The 16,239-nt window shown below is 61.3% G+C and carries 15 protein-coding genes; 11 read left to right on the top strand and 4 right to left on the bottom strand.

The window, feature by feature from the left end:
* The first annotated feature begins 188 nt into the window (after positions 1 to 188).
* From ELH03_RS22490 to ELH03_RS22470, 5 genes are all read left to right on the top strand, one after another.
* Positions 189 to 410: a hypothetical protein gene (locus tag ELH03_RS22490; RefSeq protein ID WP_128400272.1), complete on the top strand. Its 222-nt coding sequence runs from the start codon at positions 189 to 191 to the stop codon at positions 408 to 410.
* 211 nt (positions 411 to 621) lie between these two features.
* Positions 622 to 2,958, top strand: a complete 2,337-nt coding sequence (locus ELH03_RS22485) for a transglycosylase domain-containing protein (protein ID WP_128400271.1) — start codon at positions 622 to 624, stop codon at positions 2,956 to 2,958.
* A 384-nt stretch (positions 2,959 to 3,342) separates the two neighbouring features.
* A complete protein-coding gene (gene dnaK, locus ELH03_RS22480; protein WP_018484631.1) occupies positions 3,343 to 5,259 on the top strand; it encodes a molecular chaperone DnaK in 1,917 nt (638 codons plus the stop codon).
* 86 nt (positions 5,260 to 5,345) lie between these two features.
* Positions 5,346 to 6,473, top strand: coding sequence for a molecular chaperone DnaJ (gene dnaJ, locus ELH03_RS22475; protein WP_128400270.1), 1,128 nt, complete (start codon positions 5,346 to 5,348; stop codon positions 6,471 to 6,473).
* 315 nt (positions 6,474 to 6,788) lie between these two features.
* Positions 6,789 to 6,989, top strand: a complete 201-nt coding sequence (locus tag ELH03_RS22470) for a hypothetical protein (RefSeq protein ID WP_128400269.1) — start codon at positions 6,789 to 6,791, stop codon at positions 6,987 to 6,989.
* Between the two features lie 262 nt (positions 6,990 to 7,251).
* On the opposite strand, the gene ELH03_RS22465 is transcribed toward ELH03_RS22470, so the two are convergent.
* The gene (locus ELH03_RS22465) at positions 7,252 to 7,617 is read right to left on the bottom strand and encodes a helix-turn-helix domain-containing protein (RefSeq protein ID WP_128400268.1); all 366 of its coding nucleotides are present in this window, start codon (positions 7,615 to 7,617) and stop codon (positions 7,252 to 7,254) included.
* A 450-nt stretch (positions 7,618 to 8,067) separates the two neighbouring features.
* Between ELH03_RS22465 and recF the strand changes: the two genes are divergently transcribed.
* The 3 genes from recF to ELH03_RS22450 are packed head-to-tail and all read left to right on the top strand — an operon-like array spanning position 8,068 to position 10,498.
* Entirely contained in the window at positions 8,068 to 9,192 is a 1,125-nt protein-coding gene (gene recF / locus ELH03_RS22460; RefSeq protein WP_128400267.1) for a DNA replication/repair protein RecF, read from the top strand.
* Positions 9,189 to 10,013 (top strand): molybdopterin-synthase adenylyltransferase MoeB, encoded by an 825-nt coding sequence (locus ELH03_RS22455; protein ID WP_128400266.1) that lies wholly within the window; start codon positions 9,189 to 9,191, stop codon positions 10,011 to 10,013. Before recF ends, ELH03_RS22455 begins: the two co-directional genes overlap by 4 nt.
* Positions 10,010 to 10,498, top strand: a complete 489-nt coding sequence (locus tag ELH03_RS22450) for a GNAT family N-acetyltransferase (RefSeq protein WP_128400265.1) — start codon at positions 10,010 to 10,012, stop codon at positions 10,496 to 10,498. The genes ELH03_RS22455 and ELH03_RS22450 overlap by 4 nt, the downstream gene beginning before the upstream one ends.
* Positions 10,499 to 10,511: 13 nt before the next feature.
* On the opposite strand, the gene ELH03_RS22445 is transcribed toward ELH03_RS22450, so the two are convergent.
* On the bottom strand, positions 10,512 to 11,513 hold the full coding sequence (locus tag ELH03_RS22445) for a 2-hydroxyacid dehydrogenase (RefSeq protein WP_128400264.1): 1,002 nt from the start codon (positions 11,511 to 11,513) through the stop codon (positions 10,512 to 10,514).
* 185 nt (positions 11,514 to 11,698) lie between these two features.
* Here ELH03_RS22445 and ELH03_RS22440 point away from each other — a divergent pair, with 185 nt between their 5' ends.
* Positions 11,699 to 12,238, top strand: a complete 540-nt coding sequence (locus ELH03_RS22440; protein ID WP_128400263.1) for an SH3 domain-containing protein — start codon at positions 11,699 to 11,701, stop codon at positions 12,236 to 12,238.
* Here the strand turns inward: ELH03_RS22440 and ELH03_RS22435 are convergent.
* Positions 12,231 to 13,223 carry an adenosine kinase gene (locus tag ELH03_RS22435; RefSeq protein ID WP_128400262.1) on the bottom strand — a complete coding sequence of 331 codons (993 nt, stop codon included), beginning with the start codon at positions 13,221 to 13,223 and terminating at the stop codon, positions 12,231 to 12,233. The genes ELH03_RS22440 and ELH03_RS22435 overlap by 8 nt on opposite strands.
* Before the next feature lie 415 nt (positions 13,224 to 13,638).
* Here ELH03_RS22435 and ELH03_RS22430 point away from each other — a divergent pair, with 415 nt between their 5' ends.
* Positions 13,639 to 14,586 carry an AEC family transporter gene (locus ELH03_RS22430; protein WP_003555804.1) on the top strand — a complete coding sequence of 316 codons (948 nt, stop codon included), beginning with the start codon at positions 13,639 to 13,641 and terminating at the stop codon, positions 14,584 to 14,586.
* A 172-nt stretch (positions 14,587 to 14,758) separates the two neighbouring features.
* Here the strand turns inward: ELH03_RS22430 and ELH03_RS22425 are convergent, their stop codons facing one another.
* Positions 14,759 to 15,322, bottom strand: coding sequence for a c-type cytochrome (locus tag ELH03_RS22425; protein ID WP_012759664.1), 564 nt, complete (start codon positions 15,320 to 15,322; stop codon positions 14,759 to 14,761).
* Positions 15,323 to 15,476: 154 nt separating this feature from the next.
* Between ELH03_RS22425 and ELH03_RS22420 the strand changes: the two genes are divergently transcribed.
* The gene (locus ELH03_RS22420; RefSeq protein ID WP_128400261.1) at positions 15,477 to 16,232 is read left to right on the top strand and encodes a 3-deoxy-manno-octulosonate cytidylyltransferase; all 756 of its coding nucleotides are present in this window, start codon (positions 15,477 to 15,479) and stop codon (positions 16,230 to 16,232) included.
* Positions 16,233 to 16,239 lie beyond the last annotated feature (7 nt).

Genomic DNA, 16,239 nt, shown 5'->3' with positions numbered 1-16,239 from the left:
TTGTTTTCACGACGCGTGCCGCTTTGCCGGCGAGGGCAAGACAGGAGCCGCGAGAGAAGCATCGATCCTCGAATACGCTCACCGACAATTTGATGTGAGAGCATCGCGAGGCTCTTGTTTTGCGGGATTCTTTGTTGCAGTTTTGTGGCGTTGCGGATTGATTTTAATCCGTTCGAGGCTGGACCCTGATGACGCAAGACTACCTGGCTTTCTTCGGGCTTTTCGCCCCTCGGGCAGCCGCCATAGATGTTACCGTTTGGCATAAACACAACCCTATCCTGCCTGTGCGCCTCACCGATGGGGCGAACCTCAACCCTTCCGGCGAGATCTGGCGCCGCCTTCATCTGGGCGAGTGGGAATATAAGCAGGACCCGGAAACGCTCGACGATTATGAGGCCCGCCAGTTCTGAAGGCCAATGCTGTCGCCCGGCGCGATCTGCTTTACTTTCCATCATTAATACCCCGTTAAATCGCCGCATTTACAGTTCAGTCGGATGATCACGGCGGCACTCAAAGTGTTCCAGCGTCCTTTGCGCGTCTGAAAAGACGCGCGGCGCTGGAGAAGAGCACCGTTATGCGAAGCTGGCTTCGCGATCGAACATGGGGTGTGACCGGTCCGCGATGGCAGGCAGAGGCAGATCAGGCGACAGAATAGAACCGTCCTTCAGCGGCCGCCCGGCACGCGACGATGATGAATTCTCGCTCGATGCCGACGATCGCATTGCCGGAGGCCGATCCCAGCGCCGCGGCGGCTCGAAACCCCCGCCGCAACGTGCCGCCCCCCGACGGCGGCGCGAGCCGCGAGAGCGCGAAGGCGGCGGCTTTTTCGGCTTCCTGCGCCGCGTGATCTACTGGTGCGTCGTGCTTTTCATCTGGGCCGGCATCGGCATTGCCGGGCTCGTGGTCTATTATGGCTCGCGCATGCCGAGCGCCAGCACGTGGGCGATCCCGGAACGGCCGCCGAACGTGAAGATCACGGCTGTCGACGGCAGCGTCATCGCCAATCGCGGCGCAACCGGCGGCGAGGCGTTGTCGCTCGAAAACATGTCGCCCTATATTCCGGAAGCCGTCATCGCCATCGAGGATCGGCGTTTCTATTCGCATTTCGGCGTTGATCCGCTCGGCCTCGGCCGGGCGATCGTGACCAACTTCACGGCTGGCCACATGGTGCAGGGTGGCTCGACGCTGACGCAACAGCTTGCCAAGAACCTCTTCCTCTCCCCGGACAGGACGCTGGAACGCAAGGTGCAGGAGGTGCTGCTCTCGCTCTGGCTGGAGCAGAAATACACCAAGGACCAGATCCTTGCCATGTATCTCAACCGGGTGTTCTTCGGATCGAACGCCTATGGCGTCGAGGCGGCATCACGCCGCTACTTCAACAAATCGGCGCATGACGTGAACCTCGGCGAGGCCGCGGTTCTGGCCGGCCTGCTCAAGGCGCCGTCGCGGCTTTCGCCGGCCCGCGATGCCGATGCGGCGAATGCCCGCGCCCAACTCGTGCTCGCAGCAATGCGCGAACAAGGCTTTATCACCGATTCCGAGGTCAAGACCGCAATGTCACAGACTCCGGCCTCGGCCAAGAGCTACTGGTCGGGCGCCGGGCACTATGTCGCCGACATGGTGATGGACGAGCTGCCGGGTTTGATCGGCGACGTCAAGGAAGACGTCATCGTCGATACGACGATCGACAAGTCGCTGGAAAAGAAGGCCGAGCAATCGCTGGTCGACGTGCTCGACAAGGAGGGCGGGAAGCTCGACGCCTCGCAGGCGGCCCTCGTCTCGATCGACGGCACCGGCGCGATCCGGGCGCTCGTCGGCGGCAGGGACTATGCGACGAGCCAGTTCAACCGCGCCGTCAAGGCCAAACGCCAGCCGGGTTCCTCGTTCAAGCCCTTCGTCTATGCCGCAGCACTCGAGAAGGGGCTGACGCCCTATTCGGTGTTCAACGACGCGCCGATCCGGATCGGCGACTGGACGCCCGAAAATTACGAGAAGAAATACAATGGCGAAGTGACGCTGGCGACAGCGCTTGCCAAGTCGCTGAACACGGTGGCCGCCCAGCTGGTGATGTATGACGGGCCGGATCAGGTGATCAAGCTTGCCCACCGGCTCGGCATCGAAAGCGAGCTGCAGCCGAACGCCTCGATCGCGCTCGGCACGTCCGAGGTGTCGTTAATGGAACTTACCGCCTCCTATGCCGCCTTCATGAACGGCGGCTACAAGGCGACGCCGCACGTCATCCGCCGGGTGACGACTGCCGAAGGGAAGGTTCTCTACGAAAATACCTATGACAGCCCACCGCGCGTACTGTCCGAACAGATCGTCGCCCAGATGGATGCGATGATGATGGGCGTCATCGACAACGGTACCGGCAAGAGCGCCAAGATCCCCGGCTGGCAGGCGGCGGGAAAGACCGGCACGACGCAGAATTCGCGCGACGCGCTCTTCGTCGGCTTCACCAGCAACCTCACCACGGGTGTCTGGTTCGGCAATGACGACGGCAAGCCGATGAAGAAGGTGACCGGCGGCGGCTTGCCCGCCAAGGCCTGGAAGGAATTCATGATCGCCGCCCACAAGGGTCTTTCGCCGGCACCGCTCTTCGGCAACGGCCAGTTGATCGCCGATCCGAACAATGGTCAGCCGATGGCGCAGGCACCGGGCGATGGGCAGTTGGGCAGCGGGCAACCGATGACGGCCGAGGCGCCGCCTTCGACGATCGGCGGTATTATCTCAGGCGTCTTCGGCGGTGACGACAATGCAAACCGCTATCCGCAAGCGCCTGTCCGGCAGCAGGCGACGAACTCCGGCAACGGCCCGGTTCCGCCCGCAGACGTTGCCGAAGGCGGCGGTTCGGGCTATGAGGGCATGGTGCCCCCCGGGGATGTCGGGGGCGCACAGACAACCTCTTCCGTCCAGCCGCGGCGCACGACGCTGCTCGATCTGATCATGGGCCAGTGAGATCTTTGCTGCATGTCCAACACAAGCCCGATGCTCTAAAGCGCGTCGCGATCTTTCAGAGTCGCTCCTCGCGCTTTAGGTCTTTGTTTTATGCATGTCGTTGTCGGAAAATCGCTTCACAGTTTTGCGCGACATGCTCTAAAAATCGGCCGCTTTCCGGACATGGGGCGACCTCTTTCCCGGCTACTGTAAAAATTGAACGCAACACATTCGTTTTGCTGGATTCCGGGGCATTTCTCGCCTTGCAGTCCAGAAAACCGCTCCTTATATACGCCGCATCACCGCAATCACGATTGCGTAATCTCAAGTAGACCCATCCCGTAAGGGGCTGTCAGGGAAATGCCTTCTCGGGGTTCCGACAGCTTGCTTCAAGGAGAGAATGACATGGCAAAAGTAATTGGTATCGACCTTGGAACGACGAATTCCTGCGTTGCAGTCATGGACGGCAAGGACGCGAAGGTGATCGAGAATGCGGAAGGTGCGCGCACGACCCCTTCCATGGTGGCATTTTCCGATGATGGCGAACGCCTCGTCGGCCAGCCGGCCAAGCGCCAGGCAGTCACCAACCCGACGAACACGCTCTTTGCGGTCAAGCGCCTGATCGGCCGCCGCTACGAAGATCCGACCGTCGAGAAGGACAAGCACCTCGTTCCCTTCACCATCGTCAAGGGCGACAATGGCGACGCCTGGGTCGAAGCCAATGGCAAGGGCTACTCGCCCGCACAGATTTCCGCGATGATTCTTCAGAAGATGAAGGAAACCGCCGAATCCTATCTCGGCGAAAAGGTCGAGAAGGCCGTCATCACCGTTCCCGCCTATTTCAACGACGCGCAGCGCCAGGCAACCAAGGATGCCGGCCGCATCGCTGGTCTTGAAGTTCTGCGCATCATCAACGAGCCGACCGCGGCCGCACTCGCCTACGGCCTCGACAAGAAAGAAGGCAAGACGATTGCCGTCTACGACCTTGGCGGCGGCACCTTCGATATTTCGATCCTCGAGATCGGCGACGGCGTCTTCGAAGTGAAGTCCACCAACGGCGATACTTTCCTCGGCGGTGAAGACTTCGACATGCGCCTCGTCGAATATCTCGTTGGCGAGTTCAAGAGGGACAACGGCATCGACCTGAAGAACGACAAGCTTGCCCTGCAGCGCCTCAAGGAAGCTGCGGAAAAGGCAAAGATCGAGCTTTCGTCCTCGCAGCAGACCGAAATCAACCTGCCGTTCATCACGGCCGACGCCTCCGGCCCGAAGCATCTGACGCTGAAGCTGACCCGCGCCAAGCTCGAGAGCCTGGTCGACGATCTCGTCCAGCGCACGATCGCGCCGTGCAAGGCAGCGCTCAAGGATGCCGGTGTCACCGCTGCCGAAATCGACGAAGTGGTTCTCGTCGGCGGCATGAGCCGCATGCCGAAGGTACAGGAAGTCGTCAAGCAGCTGTTCGGCAAGGAGCCGCACAAAGGCGTCAACCCGGATGAAGTGGTGGCGCTTGGTGCTGCCATCCAGGCCGGCGTTCTGCAGGGCGACGTCAAGGACGTCCTGCTCCTCGACGTAACGCCGCTGTCGCTCGGCATCGAGACCCTCGGTGGTGTCTTCACCCGCCTGATCGAACGCAACACGACGATCCCGACGAAGAAGAGCCAGACCTTCTCGACCGCCGAAGACAACCAGCAGGCCGTGACCATCCGCGTTTCGCAGGGCGAGCGTGAAATGGCTGCCGACAACAAGCTGCTCGGCCAGTTCGACCTCGTCGGCCTGCCGCCGTCGCCGCGCGGCATGCCGCAGATCGAAGTCACCTTCGACATCGACGCCAACGGCATCGTGCAGGTTTCGGCCAAGGACAAGGGCACCGGCAAGGAACAGCAGATCCGCATCCAGGCTTCCGGCGGTCTTTCCGACGCCGACATCGAGAAGATGGTAAAGGATGCCGAAGCCCATGCCACCGAAGACAAGAAGCGCCGCGAGGCCGTCGAAGCCCGGAACCAGGCTGAAAGCCTGATCCATTCCTCGGAAAAGTCGCTGAAGGATTACGGTGACAAGGTTTCCGAGGCCGACCGCACCGCGATCTCGGATGCGATCGCCGCGCTGAAGACGGCGTCGGAAGCGTCGGAGCCGGATGCCGACGACATCAAGGCCAAGACCCAGACGCTGATGGAAGTGTCGATGAAGCTCGGCCAGGCGATCTATGAAGCACAGCAGGCCGAAAGCGGCGCTGCTGGCGATGCCTCCGCGGAAGGCGGCGACAATGTCGTCGATGCCGACTACGAGGAAATCAAGGACGACGACCGCAAGAAGTCCGCGTAATCCGCGACGGCGTGGTTATGCTTCAACACCTGATCCGGCTGCTCACCATGGCAGCCGGAAAATCCATTTCCGGGGTTTAATCCTTAATGGCAAAAGCGGACTTTTACGAAACTCTGGGTGTAGCCAAGTCGGCGGACGAGAAAGAGCTGAAAAGCGCCTTTCGCAAACTGGCGATGAAATACCATCCGGACAAGAACCCGGACGACAAGGACGCCGAACGGAAGTTCAAGGAAATCAACGAAGCCTACGAGATGCTCAAGGACCCGCAGAAGCGGGCGGCCTATGATCGCTATGGCCATGCGGCCTTCGAGCATGGCGGCATGGGCGGCGGTGGCGGCGGATTTGCCGGCGGCGGTTTCTCCGACATCTTCGAGGATATCTTCGGCGAAATGATGGGTGGTGGGCGCGCGCGCCAGCGCTCGTCGGGCGGCCGCGAACGTGGCGCCGATCTTCGCTACAATATGGAAATAACGCTGGAGGAATCTTTCTCCGGCAAGACGGCGCAGATCCGCGTTCCCACCTCGATCACCTGCGACGTCTGTTCGGGCTCGGGCGCCAAGCCCGGCACGCAGCCGAAGAGCTGCGGCACCTGCCAGGGAACGGGGCGCGTGCGCGCGGCACAGGGCTTCTTCTCGATCGAGCGGACCTGCCCGACCTGTCACGGGCGTGGCCAGATCATTCCCGATCCCTGCCCGAAGTGCCACGGCCAGGGCCGGGTGACGGAAGAGCGCTCGCTCTCGGTCAATATTCCCGCCGGTATTGAAGACGGCACCCGCATCCGGCTGCAGGGCGAAGGCGAAGCCGGGGCTCGCGGCGGACCGGCAGGCGATCTCTATATCTTCCTCTCCGTCAAACCGCATGAATTCTACCAGCGCGACGGAGCCGATCTCTATTGCGCCGTTCCGATCTCGATGACGACGGCCGCGCTCGGCGGAACCTTCGACGTGGCGACGCTCGACGGCACCAAGTCGCGCGTGACCGTGCCCGAGGGCACGCAGGTCGGCAAACAGTTTCGCCTCAAGGGCAAGGGCATGCCGGTGCTGCGTTCGGTGCAGACGGGCGACCTCTACATCCAGATCCAGATCGAGACGCCGCAAAAGCTCACCAAGCGCCAACGCGAACTGCTTCAGGAATTCGAGCAGCTTTCCTCCAAGGAGAACAATCCGGAATCGACGGGCTTCTTTGCCCGCATGAAGGAATTCTTCGAAGGCTGAGCAGCGATCGACACGCCTATTTCGAAAACCGGGGATGGAAACGTCTCCGGTTTTTTTGTTCCCGTAATCCCGATTTGCGACATCCGCCATCCACGCTGGCCAATCTGTCCCGGATCGATACGGCGGCGGGCGGGAAGACGACTTGCGTTAACGCAGCCAGATGATGCCGCTTGCAAGTTTTCCAAATGAATTCAGTCTCTACGGTCAGCGAATAACCCCGAAGATCGGAATCGGTTTTCGGGCTCATGCACCAAATCAAAGCGTAGAGCGTCCTTAGCGCTCTAGCGGGGGACAACCAAACCAAGGGTATCTGCCATGGCGTCAGCTTTTTCCTCTCAGTCCGAAGACGTCGACGTTCTCGCCGGCGCCATCTACACATGGTGCGCCGAGCGCAACATCAAGCTTCGCAGCCAGCAGGGCCTTTCAATCGCCAACATCGCGATCGACCTCTATCATGCCGGCCACCAGACGCAGGACGATCTGCTGATGGCGTTGCACGACCGGGAGATTCATTAAAGCGCGTCGCATCGAACCTGAGTCAGGCGACCTAGCTCCTGGTCTTGTCTTGATGCACACCGTCCTCCCAAAACTGCTGCACACCCGCATCGGTCCGAGATCGTCCAGACCTTGAACAGGTCGTGCTTTTTCGCGGGAATCCCCATTACCCGCTGCATACTCTCTTAAATCAGAATCGATTTACGGATAAAATTATGCAGCAATTCCAATTGCTACAGCGTCCGTTGCCGCTCTCGAAAAGACGCGTAGCGCTGTCGTGGAATCAGGCGGCGGTTTCGGCCATTTCGCCAGTCATGAGGGTGACGATGGTCTTGACCGCTTCCTTGCCTGCCGGTGAATTCAGCTTGTCGTAGCTCAGCGCAAGCGCATAGGCGTCGGGGCTGAGTTCGACACGGCTGCCGAATGGTGACATGCCGGCACCCTCGAAAAGAGCAGAGATCTCGACGTCGAGAAAAACCGCGATCTGATGCAGCTTGCTGGCGGAAACGCGGTTCGTTCCCTTTTCGTATTTCTGGATCTGCTGGAAAGTCAGTCCGAGTGCTTCGCCAAGCTCAAGTTGGGAAACACGGCGAAGGGCGCGAAACTGTCTGACGTTGCGACCGACGATAATATCAACCGGATCTGGCACTTCATCACTCTCTTATACATAAACGTTCCGTTTACCATATCGTTTGCGCCGGATAACTCAACCCTGCAGTTGCAAAATTCAACCAACTTTTTTTGGGCTTTACGTTACGTCAATAGCCTTAAAGGATGGCAGCAAACCCTGAATATCCGAAGCTTGGAGACATTGACAATCACCGTCGGCGGTATCGGCTTGGCGATGTCAGGCCGTCTCCGGTGGTTGTATTTTTAGCAGAATTTCGAACGTGTCATGGCTGCCGATACACTGGGACGAAGTCGGACGCCAGGACTTCGGTCACGGGATCATCTGAAATAAATGTCCTGGTGGTGCCAGCCGCCGCGTCTCTGCCTTCCGGCAGCACCGACGGTGCGCGATCCACGGCCGAAAATCTGCCAGCCTTGCCATCAGCGCCGCTTCGGCTTAGCTGTCACGCTTTACGATTCCGGACATTCGATGCCGCACAAGGTTTCTCTTTCCCGTCTGAAGCTGACAGACTTCCGCAACTATGCGGCGGCGGCCCTTACCCTTGACGGTCGGCATGCCGTGCTGACGGGAGATAACGGCGCCGGCAAGACCAATCTCATGGAGGCAGTCTCCCTGCTTTCGCCTGGCCGCGGTCTGCGCCGCGCGGCTTATGGCGATATTACCCGCGTCGGCGCGGCCGGCGGTTTTTCGATCTTTGCCGCGCTCGACGGCATGGAGGGCGAGGTCGAGATCGGCACCGGCATCGAAACGAGCGAGGAGACTACCGCCCGCAGGCTGCGCATCAATGGCACGACGGCAAAGACTGCCGACGAACTGACCGACCATCTGCGCCTTCTCTGGCTGACACCGGCGATGGACGGGCTCTTTACCGGCGCCTCTTCCGACCGGCGCCGCTTTCTCGACCGGCTGGTGCTGTCGCTTGATCCCGCTCATGGCCGCCGCGCCAGCGATTTCGAGCGCGCCATGCGCAGCCGCAACAAATTGCTGGACGACGGCCGCTTCGACCCCTCCTGGCTTGCCGGCATCGAGGAACAGATGGCAAGCCTCGGCATCGCCATGGCGCTCGCCCGGCAGGAGATGCTCGGCCTGCTGACCCGGCTGATCGAGGAAACACGGGAGAGTTCGCCCTTCCCCTCGGCATCGCTGCAGCTCTCGGGCTTCATGGACGGTCAGTTCTCGCGCCCCTCGGTCGACCTCGAAGATGACTACGCGGCGATGCTGGCAGAGAGCCGCTACCGCGATGCCGGCGCAGGGCGCACGCTCGAGGGGCCGCACCGGGCCGATCTCATCGTGCATCACCGCGAAAAGGCGATGGAGGCGGAACGTTGTTCCACCGGCGAGCAGAAAGCGCTGCTTGTCGGCCTGGTGCTTGCGCATGCGCGGCTCGTCGGCAATCTCACCGGCCATGCGCCGATCCTGCTGCTCGACGAGATCGCAGCGCATCTCGACGAGAGCCGCCGCGCCGCGCTATTCGACCTTATCGACGGGCTCGGCGGCCAGGCCTTCATGACCGGAACGGATCGCGCGATGTTTTCAGCACTCGGCGACAGGGCGCAGTTTTTCACGGTTTCCGACGGAAGGGTGTTCGAATGACCGAGGCGGCTTTTCCCGGCGGCGGGCGTCATGATAACATCGGCGCCATGGAACCGCTCAGCCCGGAAGAAATAGCGCGGTATCACCGCCACATCCTGCTCCCCGAGATTGGCGGTGCCGGCCAGCAGAAACTGAAAGCCGCCCGCGTGCTGGTGATCGGCGCCGGCGGCCTCGGTGCACCGGTCCTGCAATATCTGGCCGCAGCCGGCGTCGGCACGCTCGGTATCGTCGACGACGACCGGGTGTCGCTGTCGAACCTGCAGCGCCAGGTGATCCATGATTCCGGCACGATCGGCGAACTGAAGACCGAGAGTGCCGCCTTCGCCATCGCCAGGCTCAATCCGCATGTCCGACTGATCCGCTTCGAGGAACGCTTTTCGCCGGAGGCCGCCCGCCGTCAGCTCTCCGGCTTCGATCTGCTGATCGACGGCTCCGACAATTTCGACACGCGTTATGCCGCCGCCGATGCAGCGGAAGAGGCGCGCATCCCGCTCGTCAGCGGCGCCGTCGGGCGTTTCGATGGTTCGCTGACGGTTCTCAAGCCCTATGAGACGGCTGAGGACGGAACGTCCAACCCTAGATATCGCGACCTGTTTCCGGAAGCGCCGCCGGCGGGGTTGATTCCCGCCTGCGCCGAGGCCGGCATCATCGGCGCGCTCACAGGCGTCATCGGCACGATGATGGCAATGGAGGCGATCAAGCTCGTCACCGGCACCGGTGAACCACTAGTCGGACGGTTGCTGCTCTACGACGCGCTCTCTGCCCGCTTCGACACTGTTCGCTACAAACGACGCCGCACGACACAGAAACAGGCCGGATGACGATTATTCATCTTGATCATAGCTTCACGCGCTGGGACGAATTGCTGGCACTGATCCTTTCTGCCTTCGCCTCGATGAACGGCAGGATCGATCCGCCATCCTCGGCGCTCAAGCTGACGGCGGAGTCGCTGGCCGAAAAGGCCAGGGCCGAGATCGGCCATGTCGCCATCGACGGCGAAAAACTGATCGGCTGCCTCTTCCTGCGGCCGGAGGCCGATTGTCTCTATGTCGGCAAGCTCGCTGTCCTGCCTGAGATGCAGGGCAAGGGCCTCGGCAAGCGGCTGCTGGCGATTGCCGAGGAGACGGCTGCAGCGCTCGGTCTTCCCGCTTTGCGGCTGGAAACGCGGATCGAACTCACCGACAATCACGCCGTCTTTGCCGCCTGGGGATTTTCCAGAACCGCCGAAAAGGCGCATCCCGGCTTTGCCAGGACGACATTTGTCGAGATGCGCAAGGTCCTTGCGCCTCCAATCTGCGTCGCCTGATTTACAGCGTTCTTCAACGACCCGGCAGCACGCGGTTCGGCGGCCTGTGACCGTCGATGAAGGTGCGGATATTGATGATGACCTTGTCACCCATGTCGATGCGGCCTTCGATCGTCGCCGAACTCATATGCGGCAGCAGCACGACTTTGCCCTCATTGGCGAGCTTGACCAGCTTCGGATTGACGGCAGGCTCGTTCTCGAAGACGTCGAGGCCGGCGCCGGCGATCCGGCCCTCCCTCAGGCACTTGATCAGCGCAGCTTCGTCGACCACGTCGCCGCGCGCGGTATTGACGAGATAGGCTGTCGGCTGCAGCAGCGCCAGACGGCGCGCCGAGATCAGGTGGAAGGTCGCCGGCGTCGACGGACAATTGATCGAAACGATGTCGACGCGGGCGAGCATCTGGTCGAGGCTTTCCCAATAGGTCGCCTCCAGCTCGTCCTCGACGGCCGGATTGACGCGCTTGCGGTTGTGGTAGTGGATCGACAGGCCGAAAGCCTTGGCGCGGCGGGCCACCGCCGTGCCGATGCGGCCCATGCCGACGATGCCGATTCGCTTGCCGTGAATGCGCCGGCCGAGCATCCAGGTGGGAGACCAGCCTGCCCATTCACCCGGCTTGTCGGTCAGCACGCGCGCACCTTCGCCGAGCCTTCTCGGAACCGCGAGAATCAGCGCCATGGTCATATCGGCAGTGTCTTCGGTCAGGACGTTCGGCGTGTTGGTGACGGTGATGCCCTTGCGCGCAGCCGCCTCGACGTCGATATGATCGGTGCCGTTGGAGAAGCTCGCAATCAGCTTCATCTGCGGTCCCGCCTGCTCGATCAGCGCCGCGTCGATGCGATCGGTGACGGTTGGCACCAGCACGTCGGTGGTCTTGACCGCGGCGATAAGCTCGGGAACGGAACGCGGCGCGTCGTCGATGTTCAGCTCGGCGTCGAAGAGTTCGCGCATGCGGGTTTCGACGGCATCCGGCAGCTTGCGGGTGATGTAGACCTTCGGTTTTTTCTTCGCTGTCATGGCTGCCTGTGGTGCCTTGTTCAGAGGTCTTTAACCAAGAGGGGTGATAATTTTCCCATTCCGGGCATTTTCTACCAGACCCGCACGCGAAGACAAACAAAACTCGCGGTGCAGCCGGGGAATGTCAAAGCCCGGACCGCGAGCAGGCCGGGCCTGCCCGCGAATTCGAGCAAACGGAAACTTCCATGCGCAGCAAAGTCCTGAAGTCCTTCCTCGCCCTTGCCATCGCTCTGGCTGCATCCGTGGGAAGTGTCGAATTCGCCCATGCGCAGGCGGCCAAGGGGCCAAGCGGACTGCCATTACCGCGTTTCGTCACGCTGAAATCCAAGCGCGTCAATCTGCGCATCGGTCCGGGAACGGATTACGCCGTTTCGTGGATGTACCTGAAATCCGGCCTGCCGGTGGAGATCATCCAGGAGTACGATAACTGGCGCCGCATCCGTGATGCCGATGGCACCGAAGGCTGGGTCAATCAGTCGCTGTTGTCCGGCCAGCGCGCGGCGATTGCCGCCCCCTGGATGAAAACCAAGGGCAAAGGCGTCTATGTCAATCTGCGCCGCGAGGCGCAGCCCTCCGCCTCGATCGTTGCCAAGCTGGAACCCGGCGTGATGATCACCATTGGCGAATGCAACGGCGACTGGTGCCGCGCCGAGACCGACGGCGCCTCGGGCTGGGTGGCGCAGTCGGAGATCTGGGGCGCCTATCCCGGCGAAGCCTTCAAATAAGCCCTGCCCGTTTGGCGGCCTCGGAAAGCGAGGTCATCGGGCGCGGGCCGATCTGCTGGATGACGATGCCGGCGGCCAGGCAACCGAGCTTGCCGCAATCCTCCAGAGAGCGTCCTTGCGTGTAGCCATAGAGGAAGCCGGAGGCGAAGAGATCGCCGGCGCCCGTCGTGTCCACAACTTCCTTGATCCGGATCGCATCGACGTAAAAACGCTCACGGCCCTTCAGGATGACGGCGCCATCCTCGCTCATCGTCACGGCGGCGATCTTGCAATCGGCGGCGATCCTGTTCAGCGCCTCCTCGAAATCGTCGGTCTCGTAGAGCGACAGCGCTTCCTGGCGATTGGCGAAGACGATATCGACCTTGCCGGAGCGCATCAGATCGAGGAATTCGCCGCGATAGCGGTCGACGCAGAAGCTGTCGGACAACGTCATTGACATCTCACGGCCGTTTTCATGGGCGATGCGGGCACAATCGAGGATGGCTTCCTTGGCGCGCGGCGGATCCCAGAGATAACCTTCGAAATAAGTGACCTTGGCGTCGGCCACGACGTCGACCTCGACGTCTTCCGGGCCGAGCTCGACGCAAGCGCCGAGATAGGTGTTCATCGAGCGCTCGCCATCCTCGGTGACGAAGATCATCGAACGTGCCGTCGGCGGGAAGGTGCCCTTGGGCCGGGTCTGGTAGTGGACGCCCTGGGCGCGGATGTCGTGCGCGAAGATATCACCGAGCTGATCTTGGGCGACATTGCCGAAATAGGCAGCCTTGCCGCCGAGGTTAGCCACGCCCGCCGCCGTGTTACCGGCACTGCCGCCGGAGGCTTCGAGCGCCGGTCCCATACGCGAATACAAGAGTTCAGCGCGTTCGGCATCGATGAGGTTCATCGCCGCCTTGGTGATCTGGTTGTCAATGAGGAACTGGTCGTCGCAACGGGCAATGATATCCACGATTGCGTTGCCGACTGTCAGAACATCGAATCTTGTCATGAAATGGGGGGTCCCGGATTTTGTGATAGCCGGGGTTTGGTCTTAGCGAAATTTCCGCGGTTTGGAAGGATAAATGGTGGATGGCGCATCTATTTCTTCGCAAAAGTGCCGCCTATTCGTCATGTCCCTGTCATCTTCAAAATCTAGAAATACTCGCAAGAAGACCGGCATGAGCAGCTTTCAGTTGCAGCCGGGCGCACGAGGGATGATCCCTTCGATCTTACCGGCGCGACGCTGACCACGGATGAACTGGCAGCTTCGTGATCCGGGTTTCCGGCAAGACCGGAGCGGAAAAGCGGGCTATGCCCGCTTTTTTTGTTTTGCCAATGCGCCTGATTGGACGGCGATTGCCTTTTCAATCCAAGCAGTTTGCTGCTAGACGTCGAATACTCCCCCGCGCAGAGCAGCCTCCCCTATGTCAGCCATCATTCTCGACGTCCTTCCCATCTTCATCCTGATTCTCATCGGCTGGGTGATCGTCCGCAGCGGGTTGATGGCGTCGAATGTCGGCGAAGCGCTCAGCGAATTCGTCTTCAAGATCGCCGTGCCGCTTCTGCTCTTCCGCACCATCGCCGAGGCGGATTTTCATGGCGCCTCGCCTTTCCGACTCTGGATCGTCTATTTTTCCGGCGTCGCCATCACCTGGACGGCGGGCCATATCGCCGCCACACGCCTCTTCGGCCGCGACGAACGGATCGGCGTGCTGGCCGGCGTTTCCTCGGCCTTCGCCAACAATATCTTCATCGGTCTGCCGCTGGTCGAGCGGACCGTCGGCGACGAAGGGCTGGTGGCGCTGTCGATCCTGCTTGCCGTGCATCTGCCCGTGATGATGGTCGCCGGCACGGTCCTGATGGAGCATGCCGAGCGCAAGATCGCCGGCAAAAGCGATCGCAGCATGGTGCTCGTGCTTCGCCAGATCGCGGTCAATCTCGTGCGCAACCCGCTGGTGATCGGGCTTGCAGCCGGCATGGCCATGCACCTTTCCGGTCTCACCATGCCGACGACGGTGGCAACGGTCGTCGGGCAGATCGCCGGCATTGCCGGTCCGGCGGCGCTGATATCGCTTGGCATGGCGCTGGAGAGATACGGCGTCTCCGGCAATCTCGGCATCGCCAGCGTCACCTCGACCTTGAAGCTGCTGCTGCTGCCTGGTTGCGTGTGGGCGGCGAGCCATCTCCTCGGTCTCAGCCCCGAATGGACGGCAGCGATCGTGCTGACTTCCTCGGTCCCGACAGGCGTCAACGCCTGGCTGATCGCCAATCGCTTCGGCGTCGGCCACAGCCTCGCCGCCTCGACGATCACGGTGACGACGGCGCTCGGCGCCATCACGGTCTCGCTCTGGGCCTATTTCCTCGGCGCCTAAAGCGTGTCGTAATCCTTCAGATTCGCACCTCGCGCTTGAGGTCTTTGTTTTACGCATGTCATTAGCGCAAAGCCGCTGCACAGTTTTGCACGACATGCTTTAAGCGGCTCTCTGCACAACGAAAAGCCCGGCTTGCGGGCCGGGCTTCGATCTCATGCGATTGCCTGCCGCGTCACTGCGTCGCGGCGTTCGGATCCGGCAGCGGCACAGGCGAATCGGCGAGCGTGTGCAGATAGAGGATAACGTTGGCGCGGTCCTGATCCTTCGCCAGACCGGCGAAGCCCATGGCGGTGCCGGGAACGTCCTTTTTCGGCGCCAGCAGGAACTTGTTGAGATATTCGAAGGTCCACTTCTCACTGCTGCCCTTGGAGAAATCCTTCATGGGAGCGGAATAGGCGAAGCCTGCATGCGAGGCGATCGGGCGATCTACGACACCAAAGAGGTTGGGACCGACCTTGTTCGGTCCCCCTTTGGTGCCGTCATGACAGGCCTGACACTTCTTGAAGACCGTTTCACCGGCCTTGGCATCTGCAGAAGCGAGCAATTGCGCGATCGGAACAGCAACGGCAGGCGCAGCCTCACCGCCAGCGGCGGGCGCCTCTTCGGCAACGATCGCGAAACCTTCCTTTTCCGGTGCTTCGGAATGGAAGATCCCTTCGGACGCGATGGAGACAGACATCAGAACGAAAATCGTTCCGAGCAGCGCCCCCACGGCCGTATTGACGTATGAATTCATCTGCAATGCTCCCCTTGCAGCCGGCAGACCATAAACCGGACCATCTTGAAATCGCGCGGAACCTATGTCTTTTGGTTGATCGTTGCAACTGTCTAAATGGTCTTGTGCGTGAGACTTTTTGACACTTTTCAGCCCGGAATAGAAGGCCCGAACAATGAGTGATTCAAATTTAGACGGCGTGCTCGTATTGATCCCGGCGCGCATGGCCTCCACCCGGCTTCCGGGCAAGCCGCTCGCCGATATTTGCGGCCTGCCGATGATCGTCCAGGTGGCGCTGCGCGCCAGGGAGGCAGCCATCGGCCGCGTCGTCGTCGCCGTCGACGACGAGCGAGTGTTCGATGCCGTCGCCGCCGCCGGCTTCGAAGTCGTCATGACCCGCGTAGACCACCAATCGGGTTCTGATCGGATCTTTGAGGCGCTGAAGAAAGTCGATCCGGACGGAAAGGCGAAAATCATCGTCAACGTCCAGGGCGATCTGCCGACGATCGATCCCGAAACGGTGCGCGCGGCTTTGCGCCCTCTCGAGAACGAGGCGGTCGATATCGGGACGCTGACGACCGAAATCGACAATGAGGAGGACAAGAGCGCGCCGCACATCGTCAAGATCGTCGGCTCGCCGATTTCCGACACCCGGCTGCACGCGCTCTACTTCACGCGGGCAACCGCCCCTTACGGCCAAGGGCCGCTCTACCACCATATCGGCCTTTATGCTTATCGGCGCACGGCGCTCGAACGGTTCGTCTCGCTCGGTCCTTCGACGCTCGAAAAGCGCGAATCACTGGAGCAGCTGCGGGCGCTGGAAGCCGGCATGCGCATCGACGCCGAGATCGTTGACACGGTTCCGCTCGGTGTCGATACTCCCGCCGACCTCGAAAAAGCGCGGCGCATCCTCTCCGCAAAGTCGAACTGACGGAACC

Origin of the sequence: Rhizobium beringeri, assembly GCF_004306515.1 — a bacterium.
GTDB classification, from domain to species: Bacteria; Pseudomonadota; Alphaproteobacteria; order Rhizobiales; family Rhizobiaceae; genus Rhizobium; species Rhizobium beringeri.
Note: the sequence above shows the minus strand (reverse complement) of the source record. Positions and strands in the feature narration are given on the sequence as shown.